Annotated in this window: 19 protein-coding genes; 6 read left to right on the forward strand and 13 right to left on the reverse strand. The window is 59.0% G+C overall.

Annotated elements, in window-relative coordinates:
• Positions 1 to 18 precede the first annotated feature (18 nt).
• From mtnN to ACTM82_RS00205, 8 genes are all read right to left on the reverse strand, one after another.
• Positions 19 to 756, reverse strand: a complete 738-nt coding sequence (gene mtnN, locus ACTM82_RS00170; RefSeq protein WP_441054945.1) for a 5'-methylthioadenosine/S-adenosylhomocysteine nucleosidase — start codon at positions 754 to 756, stop codon at positions 19 to 21.
• 79 nt (positions 757 to 835) lie between these two features.
• Entirely contained in the window at positions 836 to 1,993 is a 1,158-nt protein-coding gene (locus tag ACTM82_RS00175) for a serine hydrolase (RefSeq protein WP_441054947.1), read from the reverse strand.
• A gap of 188 nt (positions 1,994 to 2,181) precedes the next feature.
• Positions 2,182 to 3,000, reverse strand: coding sequence for a pyruvate formate-lyase-activating protein (gene pflA / locus ACTM82_RS00180; protein WP_427718181.1), 819 nt, complete (start codon positions 2,998 to 3,000; stop codon positions 2,182 to 2,184).
• 186 nt (positions 3,001 to 3,186) lie between these two features.
• Positions 3,187 to 4,041 (reverse strand): DegV family protein, encoded by an 855-nt coding sequence (locus tag ACTM82_RS00185; RefSeq protein WP_154514928.1) that lies wholly within the window; start codon positions 4,039 to 4,041, stop codon positions 3,187 to 3,189.
• Positions 4,042 to 4,591: 550 nt separating this feature from the next.
• Positions 4,592 to 4,843, reverse strand: a complete 252-nt coding sequence (grcA3, locus tag ACTM82_RS00190) for an autonomous glycyl radical cofactor GrcA3 (RefSeq protein ID WP_055252439.1) — start codon at positions 4,841 to 4,843, stop codon at positions 4,592 to 4,594.
• A gap of 85 nt (positions 4,844 to 4,928) precedes the next feature.
• The gene (gene pflB, locus ACTM82_RS00195) at positions 4,929 to 6,980 is read right to left on the reverse strand and encodes a formate C-acetyltransferase (RefSeq protein ID WP_427795522.1); all 2,052 of its coding nucleotides are present in this window, start codon (positions 6,978 to 6,980) and stop codon (positions 4,929 to 4,931) included.
• 469 nt (positions 6,981 to 7,449) lie between these two features.
• The gene (locus tag ACTM82_RS00200) at positions 7,450 to 8,472 is read right to left on the reverse strand and encodes a 2-keto-3-deoxygluconate permease (protein WP_441054949.1); all 1,023 of its coding nucleotides are present in this window, start codon (positions 8,470 to 8,472) and stop codon (positions 7,450 to 7,452) included.
• 110 nt (positions 8,473 to 8,582) lie between these two features.
• Entirely contained in the window at positions 8,583 to 9,332 is a 750-nt protein-coding gene (locus ACTM82_RS00205) for an SDR family NAD(P)-dependent oxidoreductase (protein WP_006234857.1), read from the reverse strand.
• A gap of 250 nt (positions 9,333 to 9,582) precedes the next feature.
• On the opposite strand from ACTM82_RS00205, the gene ACTM82_RS00210 reads away from it, so the two are divergent.
• The 4 genes from ACTM82_RS00210 to ACTM82_RS00225 all read left to right on the forward strand — a co-directional run bounded on the left by ACTM82_RS00210 (position 9,583) and on the right by ACTM82_RS00225 (position 15,589).
• Complete coding sequence (locus tag ACTM82_RS00210) at positions 9,583 to 10,032, forward strand: MarR family winged helix-turn-helix transcriptional regulator (RefSeq protein ID WP_441054951.1); 450 nt, start codon at positions 9,583 to 9,585, stop codon at positions 10,030 to 10,032.
• Positions 10,029 to 12,395 (forward strand): ABC transporter ATP-binding protein, encoded by a 2,367-nt coding sequence (locus tag ACTM82_RS00215; protein ID WP_441054953.1) that lies wholly within the window; start codon positions 10,029 to 10,031, stop codon positions 12,393 to 12,395. The genes ACTM82_RS00210 and ACTM82_RS00215 overlap by 4 nt, the downstream gene beginning before the upstream one ends.
• Positions 12,395 to 14,251: an ABC transporter ATP-binding protein gene (locus ACTM82_RS00220; RefSeq protein WP_154514936.1), complete on the forward strand. Its 1,857-nt coding sequence runs from the start codon at positions 12,395 to 12,397 to the stop codon at positions 14,249 to 14,251. The genes ACTM82_RS00215 and ACTM82_RS00220 overlap by 1 nt, the downstream gene beginning before the upstream one ends.
• A 306-nt stretch (positions 14,252 to 14,557) precedes the next feature.
• A complete protein-coding gene (locus ACTM82_RS00225; RefSeq protein WP_441017227.1) occupies positions 14,558 to 15,589 on the forward strand; it encodes a 3-deoxy-7-phosphoheptulonate synthase in 1,032 nt (343 codons plus the stop codon).
• 461 nt (positions 15,590 to 16,050) lie between these two features.
• On the opposite strand, the gene ACTM82_RS00230 is transcribed toward ACTM82_RS00225, so the two are convergent.
• From ACTM82_RS00230 to ACTM82_RS00240, 3 genes are all read right to left on the reverse strand, one after another.
• On the reverse strand, positions 16,051 to 17,256 hold the full coding sequence (locus tag ACTM82_RS00230; RefSeq protein WP_441054955.1) for an agmatine deiminase family protein: 1,206 nt from the start codon (positions 17,254 to 17,256) through the stop codon (positions 16,051 to 16,053).
• A 225-nt stretch (positions 17,257 to 17,481) separates the two neighbouring features.
• Positions 17,482 to 19,683: an FtsX-like permease family protein gene (locus ACTM82_RS00235; protein ID WP_441054957.1), complete on the reverse strand. Its 2,202-nt coding sequence runs from the start codon at positions 19,681 to 19,683 to the stop codon at positions 17,482 to 17,484.
• Complete coding sequence (locus ACTM82_RS00240) at positions 19,673 to 20,458, reverse strand: ABC transporter ATP-binding protein (RefSeq protein WP_427719015.1); 786 nt, start codon at positions 20,456 to 20,458, stop codon at positions 19,673 to 19,675. The genes ACTM82_RS00235 and ACTM82_RS00240 overlap by 11 nt, the downstream gene beginning before the upstream one ends.
• Before the next feature lie 262 nt (positions 20,459 to 20,720).
• Here ACTM82_RS00240 and vsr point away from each other — a divergent pair, with 262 nt between their 5' ends.
• The gene (vsr, locus tag ACTM82_RS00245) at positions 20,721 to 21,710 is read left to right on the forward strand and encodes a DNA mismatch endonuclease Vsr (RefSeq protein ID WP_441054959.1); all 990 of its coding nucleotides are present in this window, start codon (positions 20,721 to 20,723) and stop codon (positions 21,708 to 21,710) included.
• A 699-nt stretch (positions 21,711 to 22,409) separates the two neighbouring features.
• On the opposite strand, the gene ACTM82_RS00250 is transcribed toward vsr, so the two are convergent.
• The gene (locus tag ACTM82_RS00250) at positions 22,410 to 23,267 is read right to left on the reverse strand and encodes a class II fructose-bisphosphate aldolase (RefSeq protein ID WP_022095149.1); all 858 of its coding nucleotides are present in this window, start codon (positions 23,265 to 23,267) and stop codon (positions 22,410 to 22,412) included.
• Positions 23,268 to 23,601: 334 nt separating this feature from the next.
• Between ACTM82_RS00250 and ACTM82_RS00255 the strand changes: the two genes are divergently transcribed.
• Positions 23,602 to 24,405 (forward strand): DeoR/GlpR family DNA-binding transcription regulator, encoded by an 804-nt coding sequence (locus tag ACTM82_RS00255; RefSeq protein ID WP_441054961.1) that lies wholly within the window; start codon positions 23,602 to 23,604, stop codon positions 24,403 to 24,405.
• Positions 24,406 to 24,469: 64 nt separating this feature from the next.
• Here ACTM82_RS00255 and ACTM82_RS00260 read toward each other — a convergent pair whose 3' ends face one another.
• Complete coding sequence (locus tag ACTM82_RS00260; RefSeq protein WP_441054963.1) at positions 24,470 to 25,630, reverse strand: FprA family A-type flavoprotein; 1,161 nt, start codon at positions 25,628 to 25,630, stop codon at positions 24,470 to 24,472.
• Positions 25,631 to 25,704: the final 74 nt, after the last annotated feature.

Here is a 25,704-nt window from a genome sequence, read left to right on the forward strand (position 1 = left end):
TACAATAGGGATGCACGATTACGCAGCGGCGATGCAGCGGACGATATCGAGTGTGATGCCGCTCGCGGTGCGGGCGTACTCGTCCAAATCGAACTCTCGCTCGCAAAACGCGTCATATGCCTCGTCACAATTATCACTGATAGCACGCAGCACCAGACAATCGACACCGTTCTTGGCTGCAATATGGGCAATCGCAGCACCTTCCATCTCAACGCAATCGGCATGCGTCGCGTCGATGGCGGCGGTGCGCATAGCGTCGCCCGTTACAAAGCGGTCACCTGTAGCGATAGTGCCAACCAGGAACTGTTTAGGGTCCTTCTCCGCAGCGGAATCAGAAGCGTCGGCATCGATAAACCCATGTTCGGCAAGCACGGTGGTGGCGATGTCAACCAGAGCCGGTGTCGAGGCAAACTCCTCAAGCTCCGGCGCCGACTCGGCGATGAGCGCCGTGTCGGTATCCAGATAGCGCAGGCACTTGCCAATAACCACGTCATTGATATGGAGTTTGGAGTTTAAGCCACCCGCAATGCCCGAAAACACAACGGCCTGCGGAGCATATTTGCTGATGAGATGCTGTGCTGCGCCAGCGGCGTTTACGGTTCCCATGCCAGCGGTCGTGGCGACCACTGACAGACCGTTGAGCTCGCCGCTTACAACGCTCAAGCCTGCCTCTTGCGACACATGGGCACCGTTCAGTTCTTCTTTAATCTGCGCAACCTCTTTTTCGAGTGCACCGATGATTGCGATGGTAGGCATACCATCCCCCAAACCTGTGAAAACTGTTTATCCACGGTATGGTACCAGCATTTTGACTCAACCGCGCAATACGAAGCCGTTAGGCCAGCGCAGCGCGGGTATCGTAGAGCGCCTTGGCGATGGCGGCCACGGCCTCACTCGAACGGTCACTCCACGGCATCGACGTCATGATGCTCATAATGTAGGTGTCGCCATCGACATCGATGAGGCCAGCATCGCACGTCGCATTGCAACCTGCCTCGCTGATCCAGCCGGCTTTGTTACGCACCATGGCATGGTCGTCCGCAATGCCGTCACGGATAAAGGACCGGGTCGTAGAGGCCAGAAGGCCCGACAGCCATTGCGACGTCTCGCTCTCGCGGCTCAAATACTCGCTCATCTCGCGCCACAACTTGGCCGAGGTGCGCGGGCAATAGGTGGGGAAATCGCTCATTGAATCGAGCGCGACCTCGTCTTCGACGCCGAGTGCGGCAATCCAATCCTCGTAGCCATCTTGATCAAACGTTGCACGCAACGCGACAAACGAGTCGTTATCCGAGTTGACGACCGAGGTCTCGATCAGGTCGCGAACCGTCAGCCAGCCCATACTGTAGCCGCCATAGGTGCCCAGAGCATCATCGAGCGATACTTGCCCTGTCTCGACCAGTAACTCGCAGACGTAGAGTACATAGAGCGCCTTGTAGCTGCTCGCACCGTACACCTCGGCGTCCGCGTTATACGTCACGCCCTTGCCGCTCGAAAGATCGTAAAACACCACGCCCACGTCGCCCAATTCCTGGGCCTGATCAAGGGTATCTTGGAGCGCGGCGAGGCTCTCATCCTCCAGGACGGGGATCTGGTCATCAACCAATGAGAAGGTCTGCACGGTATCGCCTGAGGGAATATCGTTAAAGTCCGCCTTCGAAAGCCTCGTCTTGAGGCTCGCTGTCGACAGGGTTTGACTTGCGGTGGCTTTAGATTTAGAGATCTTTTTGTTTTGCGTCTGTACCGTTGACGCATCTGAGTGTGCCATTCGCTCCGACGCGTAGGTTTTAGCGGTAATTCCGAGGATAATAACCGCCAACGTTAGCATCCCCATGGCGGCAATCTTCGTCACGCGGATGCGAGCGTCGGCAAGGCCACGCGAAGACGTGCCCTTCGTCTCATATCTGCTGCTATGCTGCGGCACATGCTCGTGCCGCGATGCGTCGTTTCGCACGTGGTCTCCTGGCTGCTCCCGTTCATATACGAGCAGCATAATACCGAGCAGGCATTTCTTTCCGAAGATATTCAGAAGCGTTTAAGGTGTCTTTAAAGAAACCACAAGCGTATTTATCCAATTGGCACGCTTCTGTTGCGCATCTCACCGCAACCCAGAGAGCAGTCTTTTTAGGACGGGGCTCTTTTAGCTACTTCTCCACCCTACCGGCCCCAAATGAGCTACCCCTAGCCGATGGCGTTTTTGAGTTCCGCGCGGCGTTTTTTCATGCCCGTCATGACGGCGTTGCGCAGCTCGGGCATGCGCGCGGTATCCATCTGCGGAACACCCTCGAGCTTATAGGGAATCCCCAGCTGCTCATACTTGACGACGCCCATCGTGTGATACGGCAGCATTTCCAGGCCCACCACGTTATGCCACGGGGCAATCAGACGACCGAGTGCCTCGCACTCCTCTGCCGTGTCGGTAATGCCCGGTACTACCACGTGACGGATAACGACCTTGATCCTGCGACGCGCCAGCTCATCGCCAAACGCCAGGATGCGCGCAGGATCGCAACCGGTCAGCTTTTTATGCTCGACGGGATCGGCGTGTTTAATGTCGAGCAGCACCATATCGGTCTCGTTGAGTACGGCATCGAACTTCTCGGGATGCGCGGGGTCGAACGCATAGCCGCAACTATCCAAGCAGGTATGTACGCGACCATCGGGGTTGTTGTGCATTGCGCGGAACAGGTCGGCCAAGAACTCAGGCTGCAGGAGCGGCTCGCCGCCGGATACCGTAATACCACCGCTGCGGTAAAACTCATGGTTGCTCTGGAACTCGTCTATCAGGTGCTCGACGGTCACCATGGTGCCGCCGTTAACCGACCAGGTATCGGGGTTGTGGCAATACGCACAGCGCATGGGGCAGCCCTGAACAAACACCACAAAGCGGATGCCGGGTCCATCGACCGTTCCCATCGTCTCGATCGAATGAACGCGGCCCAGGGCAAACGCGGAGTCCTCAGGACGAGCGTCCATACCCTCGAGCTTCATCTCAGCCATTCCCGCTACCTTGCCTCTCATTGGTTTTAGCTACATAAATGCCAGAGTCATTCTAGCCTATATGCTTGATGGCGAAACGGTTTAGCGGTCAATTGGATTGTCCTATTTGGCCCCATGCAAAAGCGGCGGGAAGGTTGTCGCAACCCGCCCGCCGCCGAGGCAATAGAAATCGATAGACGCCAGGCGTTACGCCTTGAGCGTGAGCACCGCGCCGAAGGCGGTCGGGCCGCAATGGCTCGAGATGACGCCGCCGACCTGAGTCCAGGTAACGTCCCTAAAGCCCAGGTCGTGCGCATAGACTTCCATGTCGTCGCGCAGCTCCTCGGAAAGGCCTACCGAATACGCCAGGCCAATGTGCGAGTAGTCAATTTCGCCCTTCGCAACCATGTGGTCAATAAAGGCGCGGGCGCACTTGAGCATAGAGCCGCGGAACTTCTTGGTCGCCACGAACTTGCCACCCGTTACCTCAATGCAGGGCTTAATCTTGAGCAGATGGGCGCCTAGGAACGCGACGTTGGACAAGCGACCGCCCGCCTTAAGGAAGGCAAGGTCGGTAGGAACAAAGCCCAGCAACACGCGGTCCATAACGGAGCTCGCGAAGGCGAAGATCTCGTCGACGGTGGCATCGGGATGAGCCTCGATGTATTTGGCGGTCTCGACGACAACAAGCGACTGGCCCACCGAGACAAAACGCGTGTCCATGGAGAACACGTAGTCGCGCCCCTCTGCCGCGATCTTCGAGGACTGATGCGAACAGGTCGTGGCCTCGGAATACGCAAGATGCAAAATGGTCGCGTCTGGCTGCTCGGCGTGAATGCGGTCGTACACGCGAGAGAAATCTGCCGGCGCGCAGCCGCTGGTCTTGGGCATCACGCCAAACTCGTTGCAGCGCGAATAGATCTCGAGCGGATCGATCGAGCCGTCCTCGACGGTCTCGTCACCAATCGTGACATGCATGGGCACACGCACGATGCCGTAGCGTTCGCAGAGCTCTGGCGTCACATCCGAACCAGATTCAACCACGATTACGTACTTGCCCATTCTTATCACGACCCATCTCGACGTTGACTTTTTAATATGTGACGCACGTCCACCGTCCTGCTACAGAACGGCCTCCAAGCGCCAAAGAGACGCCGTCCCTTGCACAAAACAAAGGACAGCGTCTCCCTGGAAAACTCCGTTCTTAACTGAGATTTTACACGGTTTATTACTAAGTGTTACTTACTCCGCAAACGGTAGCTATACGCGATAAACGGTAGCAAGTAAGTATCCAGAACGCTCAACCCATTAGGAGAGTTCCGCCTAAAGGGTGACTACAAAGGACCCCCTCCGGGGCTGTTTGGGCTACTTTCCAAAATATTCCGCAGGACGCAAGAAGCCCTCGCCGCACGAAGTGCGCAGCGAGGGCTTCTTGCATGTCCGAGGACACCAATTTAATTTAGCGTGGTTCCCTAAAGTGCGATAACGCAGGAGACCCGGCAAGGCCGGGAGCAGTTTGCCTCGCAAACATTCCGCAGCCGCGAAGCGGCGAGGACGTTTGAGAGGCAAAGTGCGTAGGCCTTACCGGGTCTCCGGTGGGAGTTGAGTCCCTTTAGAACTTGTTGTGGAAGGTACGCGAAATGACCTCGTCCTGCTGCTCCTTGGTGAGCGTGTGGAAGTTCACGGCATAGCCGGAAACGCGGATGGTCAGCTGCGGGTACTTCTCGGGGTGAGCCTGAGCGTCGAGCAGCGTCTCACGGTTGAAGACGTTGATGTTCAGGTGGTGGCCACCCTTCTCGGCGTAAGCGTCGAGCATGTGGACCAGGTTGTCGGCCTGAGTCTCGGAAACTTCAGAAACCTTCATAATGTGTCTCCTTCGATCGATAGGCGCCGGCCGAAACCGGCGCACTAATCAGTAATCGTTATTGTTAGTATAGCACTAACAATAGTTACTCGCCCAGCTGATCAAGGTCGATATCACCAAAGAACACCTGGTCCTCCTTGCCGAGCGCGCCCGGGATGATGGAGAAGGTGTTGGAGATGCCGTCCTGGGCATCGCGGAACGGGAGCTTGGAAACCGAAGACAGCGAAGCGATGGCGCCGTGGCTATCGCGCTTGTGCATGGGGTTAGCACCCGGGGCGAACGGCTGGCCAGCCTTGCGGCCGTCGGGCGTGGAGCCGGTCTTCTTACCGTACACGACGTTGGAGGTAATGGTCAGAACCGAGGTCGTAGGCACGGAGTTGCGGTAGGTGTCGTTCATGCGGATGTACTCCATGAACTGGTGCACAACGTCGTGAGCGATCTGGTCGACGCGGTCGTCGTCGTTACCGTACTTGGGGAACTCGCCCTCGGTCTCGAAGTCGACGATGATGCCGTTCTCGTCACGGACGGGATGGACCTTGGCGTACTTGATGGCGGACAGGGAGTCAGCCACGACGGAAAGGCCAGCGATGCCCGTAGCGAACCAGCGGTGCACGTGCTTGTCGTGCAGAGCCATCTGGATGCGCTCGTAGCAATACTTGTCGTGCATGTAGTGAATGATGTTCAGCGAGTTGACGTACACGCCAGCGAGCCACTTCATCATGTCGTTGTACTTGGCCATAACGTCATCGTAATCGAGCGTGTCGCCCTCGACGGCGCGATACTTGGGGCCGACCTGCTTCTTGGAGACCTCGTCAACACCGCCGTTGAGTGCGTACAGCAGGCACTTGGCCAGGTTGGCACGAGCGCCGAAGAACTGCATCTCCTTGCCAATGCGCATGGAGGACACGCAGCAGGCGATGCCGTAGTCGTCGCCGTGGTAAACGCGCATGAGGTCGTCGTTCTCGTACTGGACCGAGGAGCTGGCGACAGAAGTCTTGGCGCAGAACTTCTTGAAGTTCTCGGGAAGACGGGTCGACCACAGAACGGTCATGTTGGGCTCGGGGCTGGTGCCCATGTTCTCGAGCGTGTGCAGGTAGCGGAAGCTCATCTTGGTAACGAGCGTACGGCCGTCAACACCCATGCCGCCGATGGACTCGGTGACCCACTGCGGATCGCCGGTAAACAGGGCCTGGTACTCGGGGGTACGGGCAAACTTGACCATGCGGAGCTTCATGATGAAGTGATCCACGAACTCCTGGATCTGCTCCTCGGTGAAGGTGCCGTTGGCAAGGTCGCGCTCAGCGTAGATGTCGATGAACGTAGAGGTACGGCCGATGGACATAGCGGCGCCGTTCTGCTCCTTGACGGCAGCGAGGTAGGCGAAGTACATCCACTGGATGGCCTCCTGCGTGTTGGTAGCAGGTTTGGAAATATCGAAACCATAGGTCTCGGCCATCATCTTGAGCTCGCCGAGGGCGCGGATCTGCTCCTGCAGCTCCTCGCGATCGCGGATGTTATCGGCGGTCATGACCGTCGGGGTGGAAGCCTTCTGGGCCTCCTTATCCTTGATCAGGTAGTCGACGCCGTACAGGGCAACACGACGGTAGTCACCGATGATGCGGCCGCGGCCATAGCCATCGGGCAGACCGGTGATGATGTGAGCCGAGCGGCAAGCACGCATCTCGGGGGTGTAGACATCGAAGACGCCGGCGTTGTGGGTCTTGCGCTCGAAGGTGTAGCGCTCGACAACATTCTCGTCGACCTTGTAGCCGTGCTGGCTAGCAGCCTGGCAAGCGATGCGGATACCACCGTTGACGTGCAGAGCGCGCTTGAGCGGCTTGTCAGTCTGGAGGCCAACAATGGTCTCCTTCTCGCGGTGGGCGTTATCGATGTAGCCAGCGGGGTGGCTCACGATACCCGTGACAGTCTTGGTGTCCATATCGAGGACGCCGCCCTGCTCGCGCTCCTTGAGCAGCAGGTCGAGAACCTCGCCCCACAGCTCCTTGGTACGCTCGGTCGGACCGGCGAGGAACGATTCGTCGCCCTCGTAGGGGGTGTAGTTCTTCTGGATGAAGTCTCGGACGTCAACCTCTCCCGTCCAGATGCCTTCCTTGAAGCCTTCCCATGCCTCCTGCATTGTGTAACCACGCTCCTAGTTACGTATAATGCGGCGCTCTCTCACACCGCTGCTTATTGAATTCTTGAATGTTCGGGTTGCATGACCGGCTTCATTCGCCTTCCATCGCGCGTTAGCACAGGAAAAAACGTTTGTCCACCTTGGAACTGCAACCCAAAACCCAAGATTTCACCCGTCTGAGAAGGATAACATAGCCACCCCCTTCATCAGGGCTGTTATATGTTTCTTTTTTTATACCATTAGGGCGTTTTTAACAAATCCGCAGGAAATGCGAGCGTGAACAACTACCGTTCACCGATTTGTTTGGTATTTTTCCTTGCCTTTGTACGACGTTCACTCTAGCTGTTATGCCAGCTTTAGCAGGGTAAAGTGCCCCAAAGACCCACAGAAACTGCAGGGCGGCCACGGGATTTCCCCCGGGGCCGCCCTGTGGCGTGGCTAGTTATTTAGCTTTGATTGCCGCTTGGCATTAGGCGGCTGCGGCGACCTTGTCGGCCGCGGCCTTTTTGCTGTCGCCGTGACCCTGGCCCTCAAAATGCTTGTAGCACCAGCTGGTGACCAGCGGGGTCAAAATGGCCGTCACGATGGCGCACGCTGCAACCTGCGCCGTAGCCGTCGCAAGCACGGCACCACCGTACATGGCCTCGTTGACGCTTGCCATGGCGGCAGGCGTGGCCACATTGGCTCCGGCGCAGCTCGAAATGGCCGCACCTGCGACACCCGTACCGCCCGTGAGCTTATCGACCGCGATGACGGGAATTGCAAAGACCATCGAGCAGATCACGCCGAGCAGGATGCCGGGAAGACCGCCGTTGATGAGCTGGCCAAAGGTCATGGTCGAGCCCATGGCAAAGAAGACGAGCACGATGATGGCGGAAAGTGCCGGAGCCATCATCTTCTTAAAGCTCGGGAAGAGGTTACCCAGAATAATGCCGACGACGATCGGCAGGATGGCGCCCACGAGCGACCAGCCGATCGGAGCCTGGCCAGCAGCGCCGAGCACGATCATTGTGACCGGAGGGCCGACAACGAGTGTGGTGATGGCGACGGCGCCACGTTCGGCCTCGTTGCCCATGGTGCCCATCAGACCAGCGTACATAGCGTTGTTGGCGCCGGTGCAAGCCGCCAGCATCACCATGGCAGAGATGCCAAACAGGTTGTCGTTGAATACATAAAGGATGAGCAGCGACACGGCAACGACCACGATCTGCTTGACCGCGATGATGATGGCGCCGCGTGCAGCGGCGGCAGGAGCACTTTTAAACGAAATCGTCGTACCGACGATGAGCAAAAAAGCGCCCACGAGCGGGCTTGCACCCTGCTGGGTCATGCCAAGCGTAAAGCTGCCGAGCGTTTTGAACAGGTCGGGGAATAGCGTGTTGAGCAAGCAGCCCAGCAAAAGCGGCACCAAAATATTGGCGCCCGGGATGGAGGACATCTTAAAGAACGGCTCCTTTGCAGCCGGCGCCTCCACCGCAGTCGATTCACTCATATATATATCTCCTTTGGATGCATGCGAATCGTAGCCGCACGCGCCTATGTCAGAAAGAAAGCGACAACCCCGAGTCGCCAGGGTCGCCGCCAAACGATTACCACGGGGTATTACCCGTCCAGGACGATGCCGCCGTCGCAGTCACCGATCTCGCCGTTCACGAAGCTGGCGAGGTCGGAAGCGAAGAACAACACCATCTGCGCAGGCTCGCTGGCCTGGGCGGCGCGACCCAGAGGAATACCGTTGATGATGCGCTGAGAGTTCTCGTCAGAAAGGATCGACGTCATGTCGGTAAGCGTGAGCGACGGGCACACAGCGTTGCAGCGGACGCCGAACTTACCGCCCTCCTTGGCGACCGCCTTGGTAAGGCCGTTGACACCGGCCTTGGAGCTCGCGTAGGCCGCGGTGCCGAGCAGGCCGCCGCCGATCTTGCCAGCAACGGAGCTCACGTTGACGATAGTGCCGGCATGTGCCGCCTTAAAGTGCGGGTACACGGCATTCATCATGGTAAAGGTGCCGTTGAGGTTGATGTCGATGGTGCGACGCCACTCGGTGTCGTCGATCTCGTCAAACTTCTTGGTGCTGATGACACCGGCGCAGTTGATCAGGATGTTGGTTTGCGGCAGGTCCGTAAAAATCTGCTCGACGGTCTCGCGCGCCTTGGGCGCATCGGCGACATCGAGCTGATAGAACTTGTTGCCCTCGCCAAGCTCGGCCACAGCCGCCTCGCCCTTAGCAGCGTTCCTTGCGATGAGCGCGACGTGTCCGCCGCCCGCAACGATACCCTTGGCAATCTCGAGGCCAATGCCCTGAGTGCCACCGGTAACGATCGCGGTTTTACCCGTGAAGTCAAATGCCATGACTCCAACCCCCTTGATTCAGGTGTCTCCTTGCGGGAAGTTGGAGCATCGCACATGGCGATAAATGAGTCCCAGTCGTCATGGTGGTGACAACCCCTCGCCTAACCGCGGGCATGATAGTTCTTTGAAACGCTTCAGCAATTGAATTATTTTAAGTCTTTATGCGCTCTTGATATTGCCCACTGCATGAGGCCCGCATATGGAGGTATCATCTTCTACCAAAAATAGTTTCTAGTGTTAGGGGTTTTCGGTGAAAGATACCGATTTCCGTGAACTTGGGCGTCAGCTCCTTACCGAGTTCGGCAGCATGCATCAGCGCATTTCGCGCTTTGCGGACAAAGCCCTCAGTGGTGAGATGGCCGTCATGCGCGCCCTCATGCTCGCTGGCGGTTCGCTCACGCCAAGCGAACTCGCCGATCGTGCCTGGGTCTCGAACGCCCGCATCGCCAATATCCTGCGCGCTCTCGAAGCCAAAGGCTGGGTCGAGCGCGAGCACTCAAAGACCGACCGTCGTCGCGTACACGTCACGGTGACCGACAAGGGATTCCGTGATCTCGAAATCAAGCATCGGGAATTCGAGGACCGCACCGCGGCCTTCCTCGAGCAGCTCGGCGAAACAGATACCCAAGAGATGGTGCGCCTTCTTAGGCGTGCCAACGAAATTATCGACCGCAATCAAGAAAGGAGAGATGCCGAGTGAGGATTCTCAAGCTCTTTAAAAAGCATGTCCTGGCACTGTTCGCAGCTATCGTACTTATCGTAATCAGCTGCAACGCCGATCTAGCGCTGCCTACGTATATGAGCGACATCGTCGACGTGGGCGTGCAGCAAGGCGGTATCGCCTCGCCCGTACCTGACACCATTCGCACCGAATCGCTCGACGACCTCGAACTCTTTATGAGCGATAAGGACGCCAAAGCTGTGGAGGCCGTGTTTAGCAAGGCGGATAATAACGGCATTCGAACGTACAAGGGCACCGAGGAAGAGCGCGCCGACGGCGGCAAGATTGCCAACATCGTGAGCCTGCCCGAGACCGTCGTCCTTTCGTTCAACCAGGGCATTGACGCCAACTCCATGGATGACATGATGGGTTCGTCCAGCGAGAATAACAACAACGCCGCCCAGGCCATGCCCACCCCCGAGCAGATGGCGGCAATGACGCCCGAGCAGCTCGCCGAGATGCAGCAGAAGGCCGCGGCGGCGCAGAACATGCAAAAGCAGATTGATACCGACGGCGGTAAGATCACCATGAAGAGCCTGCGCCTAGGCGTTGAAGGCGGCCTAATCGACCAGGGCAAGCTCGTCGAGGGCGCCAACGATATGGCGGACAAAATGGGCTCCATGTCGGGTTCCATCGTGACCCAACGCGCCGTGAGCTATGTACAAGACGAGTACAAGGCGCAGGGCATCGACCCCGCCGACGTGCAGAACGCCTATCTGGGCCGCATGGCAACCACGATGTTTGGTCTGTGCCTGATCTCGCTCATCGCCACCATCCTGACCGGCGCCGTGGCCTCGCGCACCGCCTGTTCCATCGCACGCGACCTGCGCCGCGAGACCTTCAACAAGGTTATGCACTTCTCGCCGGCCGAGGTGGGCAAGTTTAGCCAGGCCTCGCTCATCACCCGCTGCACCAACGACATTCAGCAGATTCAGATGGCCGCAACCCTGTTTATCCGCATGTGCCTGATGGCCCCCGTCATGGGCATCGTCGCCGTCATGCGCGTCCTGGCCAACCACACCGGCCTGGAGTGGACCATCGCCGTGGCCATCATCGCGGTCTCGGCCGTCGTCGGCGTGCTTATGGGCCTCACCATGCCCAAGTTCAAAAAGATGCAGAGCTTTGTGGACCGCGTGAACCTCACCGCCCGCGAGCTGCTCGACGGCCTTATGCCCATCCGCTCGTTCAACCGCGAGGAGCATGAGCTCGAGCGTTTTGACAAGGCTTCGCTCGACCTAATGACCACGCAGCTCTACACCAACCGTGCCATGAGCTTTATGATGCCGCTCATGATGCTCGTCATGAACTGCATCACCGTGCTTATCGTCTGGTTTGGCGCGCAGGGCGTGTCCGATGGCGTGATGCAGGTCGGCAACATGATGGCGTTTATCTCCTACACCATGCAGATCGTCATGGCGTTTATGATCCTCACCATGGTTTCGGTCATCCTGCCCCGCGCCGAGGTCGCAGCCGAGCGCGTGGAAGAGGTCATCACCTGCCCCACGAGCATCAACGACCCCGCCTCGCCCAAACTGCCCGCGGCCAGCGCACCGCGCGGTGAGCTCACCTTCCGCGACGTGAGCTTCCAGTATCCCGATGCCCGCGCCGACGTCATTAGCGGCGTGAACTTTACCACGCATGCCGGTCAGATGCTCGGCATCATTGGTTCCACGGGCTCGGGCAAGTCCACGCTCGTACAGCTGATTCCGCGCCTGTACGACGTCACGGGCGGCAGCATTTCGCTCGACGGTATCGACGTGCGCGATATGGCCCTTTCCGAGCTTCGCCGCCGCATTGGTTACATCCCGCAGCAGGGGCGTCTGTTCTCGGGTACCGTGGAGAGCAACCTTAAGTTTGCCGGCGACATGGTAAGCGACGAGAACATGCACGAGGCCGCGCGCATCGCCCAAGCCGAGGACTTTATCGCCGAGCGCGAGGGCGGCTACGACTCCCCCATCAGCCAGGGCGGCTCCAATGTCTCGGGCGGTCAGCGCCAGCGTCTGGCCATCGCCCGCGCGTTGGCAAAAAAGCCCGAGGTCCTGGTGTTCGATGACTCGTTTAGCGCCCTCGACTACAAGACCGACGCGCGCCTGCGCGAAGAGCTTGCCAAAAACGTTACCGACGCCGCACTCGTTGTCGTAGCCCAGCGCATCGCGACCATCATGCACGCCGACCAGATCATCGTGCTCGACGACGGTCACGTGGTGGGCACTGGTACGCACGAGGAGCTGCTGCACAGCTGCCCGGCGTACCTGGAGATCGCACAGTCGCAGCTTTCCGCCGAGGAGCTGGGGCTCACTCAAGAAGAAATTGCAGCCGTTATGGAGGGAGGCGAGCACTAATGGCAGACGAGACCAAGACTCAGATTCCCAAGCCCACCCGCCAGCGCGGTCCCATGGGCCGCATGGGTGGCATGGGCCGCGGCGAGAAGGCCAAGGACTTTAAGGGCGCCATGCGGCAGTTGCTCGGCTATATCGGTCAACACAAGGTTGCCGTGCTTGCCGCCGTCGCCTTTGCCGTGTGCTCGGTCGTCTTTAACATTGTGGGACCCAAGGTGCTCGGCCAGGTTACGACCAAGCTGTTCGAAGGCCTGGTCGCCAAGGTCAACGGTACCGGCGATGTCGACTTTGCCTGGATCGCCAAGACGCTCGGCTTTTTGCTCTGCCTGTATCTGGCAAGCTCTGTTTGCAGCCTCATCCAGGGCTGGCTCATGACCGGCGTCACGCAAAAGATTTGCTACCGCATGCGCAAGGAGATCGCCGCCAAGATCGCTGTCGTGCCGATGAGCTACTTTAACGGACACAGCAAGGGCGATGTGCTCAGCCGCATCACCAACGACGTCGATACGCTGGGTCAGTCGCTCAACCAGAGCGTGACGCAGCTCATCACGTCGGTGACGCAGATTATCGGCGTGCTCGTCATGATGCTGTCGATCAGCCTGCCGCTTACCGGCGTCACCGTGCTCACACTGCCAGCCGCCGCGATTATCCTGACCGTGATGATTCATTTCTCGCAGCCGTACTTCCGCGAGCAGCAGCAGGTCCTGGGCACCGTCAACGGCATTATCGAGGAGGACTTTGCCGGCCAGAACGTCATTCAGGTGTTCGACCGCGCCGAGGCCTCAATCGAAGAGTTCGACCGTCAAAACGACCGCCTCTTTATTAGTGGCTGGCGCTCGCAGTTCCTGTCGGGCCTGATGATGCCGCTTATGAGCTTGGTGGGCAACATGGGCTACGTGGGCGTCGTCGTGGTGGGTGCACAGCTCGCGCTGACCGGCAATGCCACGCCCGGCGACATCCAGAGCTTTATCCAGTACGTTCGCAACTTTACGCAACCCGTGCAGCAGCTGGGCAACGTGAGCAACACGATGCAGTCTATGGCCGCTGCCACCGAGCGCGTCTTTGAGTTCCTGGCCGCGCCCGAGGAGGAGCAGAAGGCCGACGCGCAGATTCCCGAAAAGCGCCCTGGCCATGTGGAGTTTGACCACGTCAAGTTTGGCTACACGCCCGACAAGACCATCATCCACGACTTTAGCTGCGAGGCACAGCCCGGCCAGACCATCGCCATCGTCGGTCCCACCGGCGCCGGCAAGACCACGCTCATTAAGCTGCTACAGCGCTTCTACGACGTGGACGGCGGCTCGCTGCGCGTCGACGGCGTCGACGTACGCGATTGGGACCGCGCGGCACTGCGCGGCGAGTTTGCCATGGTGCTGCAGGATACGTGGCTGTTTAACGGCACCATCCGCGAGAACATCCGCTACGGACGACCCGATGCAAGCGATGCCGAGGTCGAGGCCGCTGCACGCGCTGCACGCTGCGACCACTTTATCCATACGCTCGCCGGCGGTTACAACTTTATGATCAACGAGGAAGGCACCAACCTTTCGCAGGGCCAACGCCAGCTCGTGACCATTGCCCGCGCCATTTTGGCCGACCGCCCGGCGCTTATTTTGGACGAGGCGACATCCAACGTCGATACCCGCACCGAGGAGCTTATTCAGCGCGCCACGGATGCGCTGATGCAGGGCCGCACCAGCTTTGTTATCGCACACCGCCTGTCCACGATCCGCAACGCCGACGTGATCTTGGTAATTCGCGACGGCGACATCGTCGAGAAGGGCACGCACGACGAGCTGCTCGCCCAAGGCGGCTTCTACGCCGACCTGTACAACTCGCAGTTCGACGAAGCGGCGTAAATTCTGCCGCAGGGAACGAATAACACCCGAGAACGGGGGCGCAGGACAACCTGTGCCCCCGTTTTTTTGTTCTGCGACCCTCAAACCGCCTCCCCTGGGACCAAATCGACGGCCTCTTCCAAGCCGCGTGGCATCATTCCATTCCAGGGCCAGTTGACGTTTGACCAGATAAAACCTGCCAAAATAAACCTGTCCCTTTTTGGCAGGTTTTGGGGTGACGAGGGCTTGCACTTTAGCGTGCGACAGCGGATAATGCCGAGCATTCGACAATGCACACTTTGTCTTATTTGATTGAGGAGGCCCCGTATGGCCATGGAATTCAAGCGCAGGCTGCCGATCCCCATGGAAATCCGCGAGGAAATGCCGCTTTCCGCCGATCTTACCGCCAAAAAACAGGCATTCGACGCCGAGGTCGCCAAGGTCTTTACCGGCGAGGACGCGCGCAAGGTGCTCATCATCGGCCCGTGCTCTGCCGACCGCGAGGACTCGGTGCTTGAGTACATGAGCCGACTGACCAAGGTCGCCGAAGAGGTCAAGGACAAGCTCATCATCATTCCGCGCGTCTATACCAACAAGCCGCGCACCAAGGGCACTGGCTACAAGGGCCTGCTGCACAACCCCGATCCCGAGGCGCCCGATGACCTGCTCGAAGGCGTTAAAGCCATCCGCCATATGCACCTGCGCGTCATCGAGGAGACCGGTTTCTTTACCGCCGATGAGATGCTCTACCCGTCCAACTACCAGTACCTCGTCGACCTGCTGAGCTACGTCGCCGTGGGCGCGCGCTCGGTCGAGAACCAGGAGCATCGTCTGGTGTCGAGCGGCATTTCGGTGCCTGTGGGCATGAAGAACCCCACCGCCGGTTCCACCACCGTCATGCTCAACTCCATCTACGCCGCCCAGGCACATCAAAGCTTCATCTTCCGCAACTGGGAGGTCGAGTGCGACGGCAATCCGCTCGCGCACGCCGTCATGCGTGGATACATTGGTCTCGACGGTCGTACCTACCCCAATTACCACTACGAGCATCTGGAGCGTCTGGCTGAGCGCTACACCGAGCATGCCGGCTACGCCAACCCGGCGGCGATCATCGACTGCAACCACGACAACTCGGGCAAGCGCCCGCTGGAGCAGCACCGCATCTGCAAGGAGGTGCTCGACAGCTGCCGCCGCAACGAGTCCATCTCCAAGCTGGTCAAGGGCTTTATGATCGAATCCTACCTGGAGGACGGTAACCAGTCTGTCGACGGCGGCGTCTTTGGCAAGTCCATCACCGACCCGTGCCTGGGCTGGGAAAAGACCGACTACCTCATCCACGAGATCGCAGAGCGGGTTTAGTTACGCGGTTTTACCAAACCGCGTAACTACTCGACGCTGCAAACCCGCCAGAACGGCAATCTGCCTTTCAGCTTCGACGGCATGACCAAAAGGTCAATGCCGCCTCGCTTCAAGGCACCTTGCTCGCGTGTACGGGTTTTCGCTGACGTTTTTCTACCAGCGTCGTTGCCAGGGTTGGCACCAATGACTAATGCGGTAACAAGCTGCGTCGGTCCGATTGATCGGCTGGGTTTTCGAGGTGCCCCAGGTCGCCGCGAAAGAGGAGCGAAGCGTACTTTGGTACGCGTGCGACGGTTTGAGCGGCGAGATGGGGTGCCTCAGGAAGCCAGACGATTAAGCGTCGGCGTGATTGGCTGGGTTTCCGAGGTGCGGCAGATTGCCCTGAAAGAGGAGGGCATAGACCTTAAGGGTCATGCCCGACGATTGAAGGGCAAGGTGCCGTGCCCCGGGAAGACAGACTATTACGCCGAGGGCTCCTGCTGCGTGATGCAGTGGATGTTGCCGCCGCCGTAGACGACCTGGTCGGACTGGACGCCGACGCACTTGTAGACGCCCTCGCCCCAGACCTCGTCGTAGATCTCCTGGAGCGTGTCGACGGCCAGCCGGTCGTTCTCGTCGCCGTACTGCGGGACGATGACGCCGTGGTTGGTCACGAGGTAGTTCATGTAGGAGGCGATCAGCGGCTCGTCGGGGACGCGCGGCTCGGCGTTCTCGTCGGCGTCGATGGTATCGCAGGAGGCCTGGTCCATGTACAGCGGCCTCACGGGCATGCAGAGCTTGTAGACCTTCAGCTTGCGGCCCTTGGCGTCAACCGCGTTGGAGAGGGTCTCGTAGGCGGCGTGGCACTGCTCGTAGAACGGGTACTCGGGGTCGTCGGTCCAGATGCAGACCATGACGCCCGGGGCGATGAAGGTGGCGACGTCGTCGATGTGGCCGTTGGTCTCCTCGGGGTCGATTCCCTCCTTGACCCAGATGACCTTCTCGACGCCGAGGTAGTCCTTGAGGTGCTCGGTCATGTACCCGCGAAGCTCCTCGCTCCAGGGCTCGAACTTCTTGCGGTACTTGGGCCAGAGGGACTCGGGGTCCTCCTCCTCCTCGAGCACCGCGGAGCAGGTGCGGCCGGGGGACAGGAGGCACTGGTCGGTGACGACGAGGGTGCCCTCGCCGTCGACGGTGATGGAGCCGCCCTCGAGGATCATGTCGTCGGGACGGTAGCGGCGGCAGCCGGAGAGCTCGGCCATCTTGAGGGCGATCTGCTCGTCCTTGTCCCACGGGAAGTAGAGGCCGTCGATGAGGCCGCCGTAGCCGTTGAAGTGCCAGTGGTTGGCGCGCTTGTCGCCCTTGCCGTTGATGACGTAGGTGGCGCCGGTGTCGCGGAACCAGGCGTCGTCGGTGGTCATCTCGACGACGGTGACGTTCTCGTCGTTCTCGAAGACGGCCTTGCAGTTGGCGTAGTCGGCCTGGTTGGCGCACATGTAGACCGGGGTGAACTCGGAGATGGCGCGGGCGATGGCGGCATACTGCTTCTGGGCGGGCTTGGCGCCGTGGGCCCAGGTGTCGGTGCGGTGGGGCCAGCCCATCCACACGCGGTCCTGGGGGGCGAACTCGGCGGGCATGAAGAAGCCGTCGGCCCTCGGGGTGGACTCGGACTCGGTGATCGTGCGCATAAGGCTTCCTCCAAATCAAACGACCGATGTCTCGATCTGTAACATCTAGGGGCCGAATCCCCGTCTTGTTGTTACAGATCGAGACAAACCGTATGGCTCGAGATAAACAATCTCAATCTATAACAGATAGAGGCGATTTTGCCAGCCATATGTTACAGATTGAGATAGACGTAAAAACCACCACAAAGGTACCTGTCCCCTTTGTGGTGGTTCTGGACTAGAAGGTTACTCGCTGTAACGGGTGGCTATGGCAGCTCGCACCATTCCGGTGCTCATGAGGTAGGTCACCAGGAAGTAGCCACCGTATGCTGCCAGGAAGATTGCACAGGTGAGGCCCACGGTGCCGCCGATGCTCATATTTCCGAATATGCTCACCAACTCGATAATCACCTTAAGTGCCACAAAGGAGTGCGCCAAGCCCACCGCCAACGGGAACAGGAAGAACACCGCTTGTTGTGCCATCACCGAATGGCGAATCTGGCGGTCGTCGCAGCCGATCTGTGCCAGCACACGATAGCTGCGGCTGCCGTCGGCCACGTTGGAGAGTTGCTGGATCGACAGAATCGCCGCGCATGCAACGACCAATACAAAGCCGATGTAGATGGCTAGGTAGCTAATAAGACCGTTCATTTGCGCTGCTTGCGCGTACATCTCGGAGCGTGTGATGAAGATTCCCCACGATCCCGGCTCCTTGCCGTCAACGAGCAGATTGTCGAGCACAGTGTATTCAATGCTCTCGTCTGCCTCGGTCGTATCCATCCCCTGTTTGTAGTTAACGAGCAGGCTACTGGAATACGGCTGCAGATTAATTTGGGACAACAGCTCGTCGGCAACGACGACGGTACCCGGATTACTGCCCATCGCCGAGTTGGCGATGGCCGCCGTGTCCTCGTCCGACTTATCGGTTGCGGGCTTGAGCGTATGCCCGCCCAAGGTAAGGGCATGGCCGCCGGCCATATACTTGGTGTACAGGTCGATCAGCTCACCGCCCATATCACACGTAAGCAAGTACTGGTCGCGGCCAATGCTCACCGGCTCCTCGCCCATCATCTGACGCAGCTTGTTGTACTGGCTCGCCGGCGTCACAAACAGACCTATCGCATCGGGCTTGCTACCCCCGAACGCCTTGGGAAGCTTTTCGCCCATGGTCTTGCACATCTCACCCGCAGACACCGAAGGGCTCGAACCGCCAAACGGGTAACTTAGATACGAATCGATCTGCACATGCTCACCGGCAACATCGGCGATATTGACCTTCTTGCCGGTCTCGTCGTTGTTGTCCGCCGACTTGTCCTTACCGTGCCATGCGGGGTACAAATCGACCGTACTATCGGCCAGCACCATGCGATCGGCCTCAGACGGATTGACGTACTCCTTGTAGTAGCCGAGCGTATCGGGCGTGTAATAGACATACGTCTGCGACATATCGGCCGGCATATAGCGCTCCAGATTCTCGTTCATCACATTGGCAATCGACATACCGCACGTCACCGAGGTGATGGCCAAAAACAGGAGCATCGCGATGACGCCCATCGAAAAGCACACCGTGTTGACCTTGGCCGCAAGCTGGCGCACGATAAACATGTTGAGGCCGCGCCAATACACGCCGCGCAGGCTCTGCAGCAGCTTGATAAGCATGCCCGAGAGTCCCCAGAACAGGGCAAAGGTACCCACGGTAACCATAGCGGTCGTAATGCCAAACTGGTTCATGGCCTCTTGCAGCTTGCTGTCCGTCGCGGTTAGCGGGAACCCATCACGTAGCAGACGGTAATAGGACACGCCCACAAGCACCACGCCCACGGCAAAGATGGCAATCGCGATCCAGGGGTTGCGTGTCTTGATGCTCTCGTTGCGACGCTCGGCACCCATAAGCTCGATGAGTTTGGTACGACGCACGGCGCGAAGGTTCAGCAGTAGCGTGAGCACAAACATTACGAGCATGCAGGCAAGGGTCAGGTTGAACGCATGCACCGAGAAAAAGAAGTGGAAATTGGCGATCTGTGTCTTAAAGAGCGAGGCCGTAAAGAACGTCATGAGCTGGGAGAGTCCCACACCCAGCACAATGCCGGCGACAAAGGCCACAACCGATACTATCACGGTCTCGAGCGCCATGATCGTGGCGACGCGCCCGCGCCCCATGCCGAGTACCTGGTACAGGCCAAACTCCTTCTTGCGGCGTTTCATGATGAAGTTATTGGCATACACCATCAAAAAGGCCATGACACCGGCCAAAAAGTACGTCAGGTAGCCGAGCATGCTGCCCATAACCTGCGCCAAGCCCTCTTCATCGATTCCGGCGATGTCGACCTGCATCGAGATGGTGTTAAAGGCATAGAAGACCGTGACGCCCAGGGTGAGCGTCAAAAGGTAGACGAGGTAGTCGCGGCCGGCGCGGCGGACGTTGCCCCAAGCGAGTTTACAGAGCATCGGAGCCCTCACCGCCCATCATGGCAACGACCTCCATAATGCGGTCGAAGAACTCGCGGCGGTCGGTGTCTCCGCGGCGCAGCTCGGTGAAGATCTTGCCGTCGCGAATAAACAGCACACGGCTCGTGTAGCTGGCGGCAAAGCTGTCGTGCGTGACCATGAGCACGGTGGCGCGCAGGCGGCGGTTAAGGGCCTCCAGGCTCTCGAGCAGCAGGCGAGCGCTCTTGGAATCGAGGGCGCCGGTGGGCTCGTCGGCCATGATCATGGTGGGGTCGGTGACGAGCGCGCGAGCCGCGGCAACGCGCTGCTGCTGACCGCCGGACATCTGGTAGGGATACTTGTCGAGCACCTGACTGATGGACAGGCGCGCTGCCACATCCTGCACGCGGGTCGAGATCTCTGCCGAGTTTGTGCGGGCGATGGTGAGCGGCAGGGCGATGTTCTCGCGTGCCGTGAGCGTATCGAGCAGGTTGGAGTCCTGGAAGATAAAGCCAAGCTCCTCGCGGCGGAACTGCGAAAGCTTAGCCTGCTTCATGCGCGTCACGTCCTGGCCGTTGATGCGGATCGTGCCACTTGTGGCACTATCGATGGTCGACACGCAGTTGAGCAACGTCGACTTACCCGAGCCCGAAGCGCCCATGATGCCAACGAATTCGCCGCGGTTGACGGTAAAGCTGACGTCGTTGAGCGCGCGGGTCACGTTGCCCAGCGCTCCGTATACCTTTTCGAGATGCACGACTTCCAGTACCGGGGTCGCCATGTGCGTGGTTTGCATACCGAGTCCTTTCTTGCGATTAGTCTACGGCATCTATAGTCGCAAGAAGCCGAGTCGGCTACCATCGATATCGCTTACGCTTGCCTTACCGTTGCGTAAGGTAGGGGTAGTCTTTTTGGGACGGGGCTTTTTTAGCTACCCTATCCGTAGCCTTCGAAGCATGAGGCCGCATTTGACATAGGGCAGCTAAAAAAGCCCCGTCCCAAAAAGACTACCCAAATGAGCTACCCTGCCACGTGTCGATGTTGAGAGAGGACTCCTGTTGAAGACTGTTCATGTTGCCGCTGGGATCATTCGCAAGGAAGGATCCGATGAGCTGCTTGCCGTGCAGCGCGGCTACGGCGACATGCAGGGACTTTGGGAGTTCCCCGGTGGCAAGCTCATGCGCGGCGAGACGCCCGAGGACGCCGTACGCCGCGAGCTCATGGAAGAGCTGCAGGTAAAAGTCACCAACCTGCGCGATTTCTATACCGTTGAGTACGACTACCCCGATTATCATCTCTCCATGGAGTGCTACTACTGCTCGCTCGCCGATGAATCCGATGAGCCCCAGAAGCACGACCGCCAGCTCGATATCCGCTGGATTCCGCGCACCTCGCTTGCCACCGTTGAGTGGATGCCCGCCGACAAAGGGCTTATCGATGCTCTGATTGAGTTGAAGGAAGATCGGCTTGAGGCCAACGGCGCCGCCGATGACGCCACGCCCAACACGGCCGACAAACCCGCCACCAAGCCCAAGCGCGCACCTAAGCGCCGCAGCAAAAAGCGTCCCAAGCCAGGTCTGCTCGACGGCATCGATACCTCGGACCTCTCCGCTGACGAGCGCGAACTGGTGCGCCGTCGCGCCGCTATAAAAAAGTCCATGAAGGGCAACAAGCGCGCCAACACCAAACCCGAGCTGCTCGTTCGCCAGCGCCTGCGGGCAGCGGGCCTTACGGGATACCGTCTGGAATGGAAGGTACCCGGCAAGCCCGACATCGCCTTTCCCGGGCGCAAGATCGCCATTTTCGTCAACGGCTGCTTTTGGCATCGCTGCCCTAAGTGCAATCCGAGCCAGCCCAAGCGCAATGTTGAGTTTTGGGAGGCAAAGTTTCGCCGCAACGTCGAGCGCGACCGAGCCGCCATCGATGCGCTTACCCAAATGGGCTGGACGCCCATCACCGTCTGGGAATGTGAGCTCAAGAAAGACCGCATCGACGCCACCATGGAAAAGGTCATCGAACAGGTACGCGCCGCCGCACCGCAGCGCTAACAGCGATCATTCACACGCTCCGCACGTCCACGCCACATCCGAGCCACAAACCTTAGAAAGCCCTTAAGCTCAAAACCTTTCAAGAGTGTTATTCGATACCTTTGACCTGCAGTTTCACTGTTATAACAAACCTGATTAAGCCTTTCTTTAGTGCTTCTTTGCAGCAGCCGCGGCATAATACTGCCAACGAACGGGACCTAGCAGCACACCCCGTGCGCAACCTTTTGGTGGACATCGAGGAGGCCGCATAAGCATGCATTCTTCCAATGACGCAGCACAGCAGCCATCCCTAAAACATGCAGACCTTTTCTCCTTCCCTCCGACACAGAGAAACGGCCTCCTCGACTCCCCCACCACAAAAGCCAAACGCTCAACCGATCAGAATCTCAACTTGCGAATATCCTTCGATAAGCTCCAAGCGTCCCTAAACAAGTCATTCCCCAACCAAGCCCGGGCATACTAACCCCCACCAACAAAGCGCCCCTCGCGCCCCACCCCTTCAGCCCCAACGCCACAAGGGCGATCGAGCAGGGCCGTCCGTAAACGGAAAAGGGCCTATCTCTCAGAACATTCCGCAGGACGGAGGAAGCCCCGCAGCGCGTAGCGCGCAGCGGGGCTTCCGACATGTCCGAGGACGTTCTGAGAGATAGGCCCTTTTCCGTTTCCAGACGGCCCGGTGGGATCAGAGTACCCTTGCTGTTACTCTGCTTTGCCCACAGAGTTGAGGTTGGTCATGCGGATCTTAACCAGCTCGGTGATCTCACGCATGCCCTCCTTGGCCGGCTTCTTGGGATCGAAGCAGGCGGGGTTCTCGGCCATGTAGGCCATGAAGCCCTTGGTGTAGGCCTGACGCAGCTCGGTAGCGTAGTTGACCTTGCAGATGCCGTTCTTCACAGCCTCGGCAACCTGCTCATCGGGCACACCGGAAGTGCCGTGCAGAACCAGCGGCACGTCGACGGCGTCGCGGATGGCCTTGACCACGGACTGCTCGATGTGCGGATCGCTCGTGTACACGCCGTGGCTGGTGCCAACGCCAATGGCCAGCGAGGTGCAGCCGGTGCGCTCGACGAACTCCTTGGCCTCGGCAGGATCGGTGTAGGGGCTCTCGCCCTCAACCGCGGGACCGTCGTCCTCCTTGCCGCCAACCTTGCCGAGCTCGGCCTCGACGGGCACGCCCATGGCGCGGCCAGCGTCGGCGACGGACTTGGTCAGGGCAATGTTGTCCTCAAAGGACTCGTGCGAGCCGTCGATCATGACGGAGGTGTAGCCCGTGCGGAAAGCCTGCATGCAGCGGTCATAGCCATCGCCGTGATCGAGGTGCAGAGCGACGGGCACGGAAGCGCGCTCGGCAGCGGCCTTCACCATGCCGTAGAAGTAGTCCAGACCAGCGGTCTTGATGGTGCCCGGGGTGGTCTGCATGATGACGGGGGACTTGGTCTCCTCGGCAGCGGCCAGAACGGCCATAACAAACTCGAGGTTCTCGACGTTGAACGCGCCGACGGCGTAGTGGCCGGCCTGAGCGTCCTTGAGCATCTTTTCGGTGGTAACAAGTGCCATGAGCGTTTGCTCCTCTCCCTCGCCCGCATCTGGACATCGGGCGTAGTTGTTCACAAGGCGTTTTACCTTGCGTTTTACTGCGCTCATTGTATGAAATTCAGCGGCTTTGCACGTGCGAGATATTGAGTCCATGCAGGCCAATACAGTCGTTTTTGAAAAGTAAACGGAAGGAATCGGAACCGAGTGGGCGTGTTCGATATTGAATTTTGAGCGTTTAGCGTCTTTCTTTTATAGAAAAGATAAGTAATCGAAAGGTGTTTTCTTACTCAAAAAGAAAATGAACGAAAATAGAGTCAACACAATTCCTGCAAATATAGCCGAGAATGGAGCAAACATGGCCCAAGCTACCAACCGTGCTTTTGCTGACGAGCGCCGTACCGCCATTATGGAAATACTCGAGCATAACGCCTCGGTGCAGGTAGCAGAAATCGCCCAGACCTTTGGCGTGTCCTCCGTCACCGCCCGCGCCGACCTGGACGCGCTCGCCGAGGCAGGCAAGCTGCGTCGCACACATGGTGGTGCCGTATCGCTCCACAAACGCCTGACCGTCTCCACGCAAGATCGCCGCATCAATGTCAACGTCGCCGCCAAGCAGGCCATCGCGCAAAGCGCCATCGAGCTCGTTAATGACGGCGACACGCTGCTCGTCGACTCGGGCACCACGGCGCTCGAATTCGTCCGGCTCCTCGATCAGCGCGACGGCATCACCGTTATCACGGCCGACATTACCATCGCCGATTATATTGACGAGAGCATGCCCTCGGTCGATGTCGTCATGCTGGGCGGGGCACTGCGCAAAGGCCATCGCTATCTGTACGGCCCACTTACCATGCAGGCGCTCCAAATGGTCCACGCCGACCTTGCCGTCATGTGTCCTGGCGCTTTTGTTCCCGGCTGCGGCTTTACGACCGACTTTCCGCAGATGGCCGAGACCAAAGCGGCTATGGTCGGTGCCACCCGTCAAAGCGTCGCCCTCATGGATGCCAGTAAGGTCAACGGACGCGGCATGTACCGTTTTGCCGAGCTTGCCGACGTCGACATCATCGTGATGGACAGCGACCCCGACGCCGCCGTCGCCACCTCAATCGCCGAGGCCGCCGACAGCGCACGTCCAGCCCTCATCATCGCCGGCGCTTAAACAAAAACCACCACAAAGGGCCTGTCCCTTTGTGGTGGTTTTGCCCGTTAAAAGCGAAATATCGCTACTTGGAAAGCTCGTCGGCGAGGGCCTCGATCTGGGCGCGCGATGTGTCGTTGAGCGATCCCAGCACGGTCACCTTGTTCTGCGCCAGGGTGATGTCCTTCATGCCCTCGAGCTCCTTGGTCATAACCTTGGCAGCGGCGGGCGCCCAGGAACCGGCCTCGACGAGCGCCACGGTGCGGTTCTGGTAGGCATGCTCGGCAAGCGTGTGGATAAAGGTGCTCATGAACGGGAAGATCTCGCCCTGATAGGTGATAGAGGCGAGCACCAGGCGGTCATAGCGGAACGCATCCTCAACGGCCTCGGCCATGTCGTCGCGAGCCAGGTCAAAGACGGAAACCTTCTGGCCGCGAGCCTCGAGCGCTGCGGCGAGCTCCTCGACAGCGGCCTTCAGATGGCCGTAGACACTCGCATAGGCAATCGTGATGCCCTCGTCCTCGGGCTGATAGCTCGACCAGGTGTTGTAGGTGTCGAGGTAATAGCCCAGATTCTCGGTAAGGACAGGACCGTGGAGCGGGCAGATGATCTGGATATCCAGATCAGCAGCCTTTTTGAGCACGGCCTGCACGAACTTGCCGAACTTACCGACGATGCCAAAGTAGTAGCGGCGAGCCTCGCAGGCCCAGCCCTCGGGATCCTCGATGTCGTTGGCGCCAAACTTGCCAAAGCCGTCGGCGCTAAAGAGCACCTTGTCGGTGGCCTCATAGGAGAAGAGCACCTCGGGCCAGTGAACATTGGGGGCGCCGATAAAGGTCAGGCTGTGGCCGCCCAGGTCGAGCACATCGCCCTCTTTGACAACCATTTTGCGCTCGGGGAAGTCAGTGCCAAAGTAGTTGACCATCATGCGGAAAGCACCCATGCTGGCCACAATCTGCGCCTGGGGATAGCGCTCCATAAAGGCGGCGATACCGGCGGAGTGATCAGGCTCCATATGATGGATGACCAGGTAGTCGGGCGTACGGCCATCGAGCGCGGCCTCGAGGTTGCCGAGCCACTCGCCGACAAAACCACCGTCGACCGAATCGGCGACAGCGATTTTATCGCCCAAGATAACGTAGCTGTTGTATGCCATACCGTTCTCGGACACATCGTACTGGCCCTCGAACAGGTCAATGTCGTGATCGTCGACGCCAATGTAGCGGATATCCTTGGTGATCTCCATCAGGCAAAGCCTCCTAGATAGACAAAATAACTTGTCTATCATAGCACTTGGCAGCATTCCAACTGTTATCTGCC

The organism is Collinsella sp. HCP3S3_E5 (genome assembly GCF_052067635.1).
Taxonomy (GTDB): Bacteria; Actinomycetota; Coriobacteriia; order Coriobacteriales; family Coriobacteriaceae; genus Collinsella.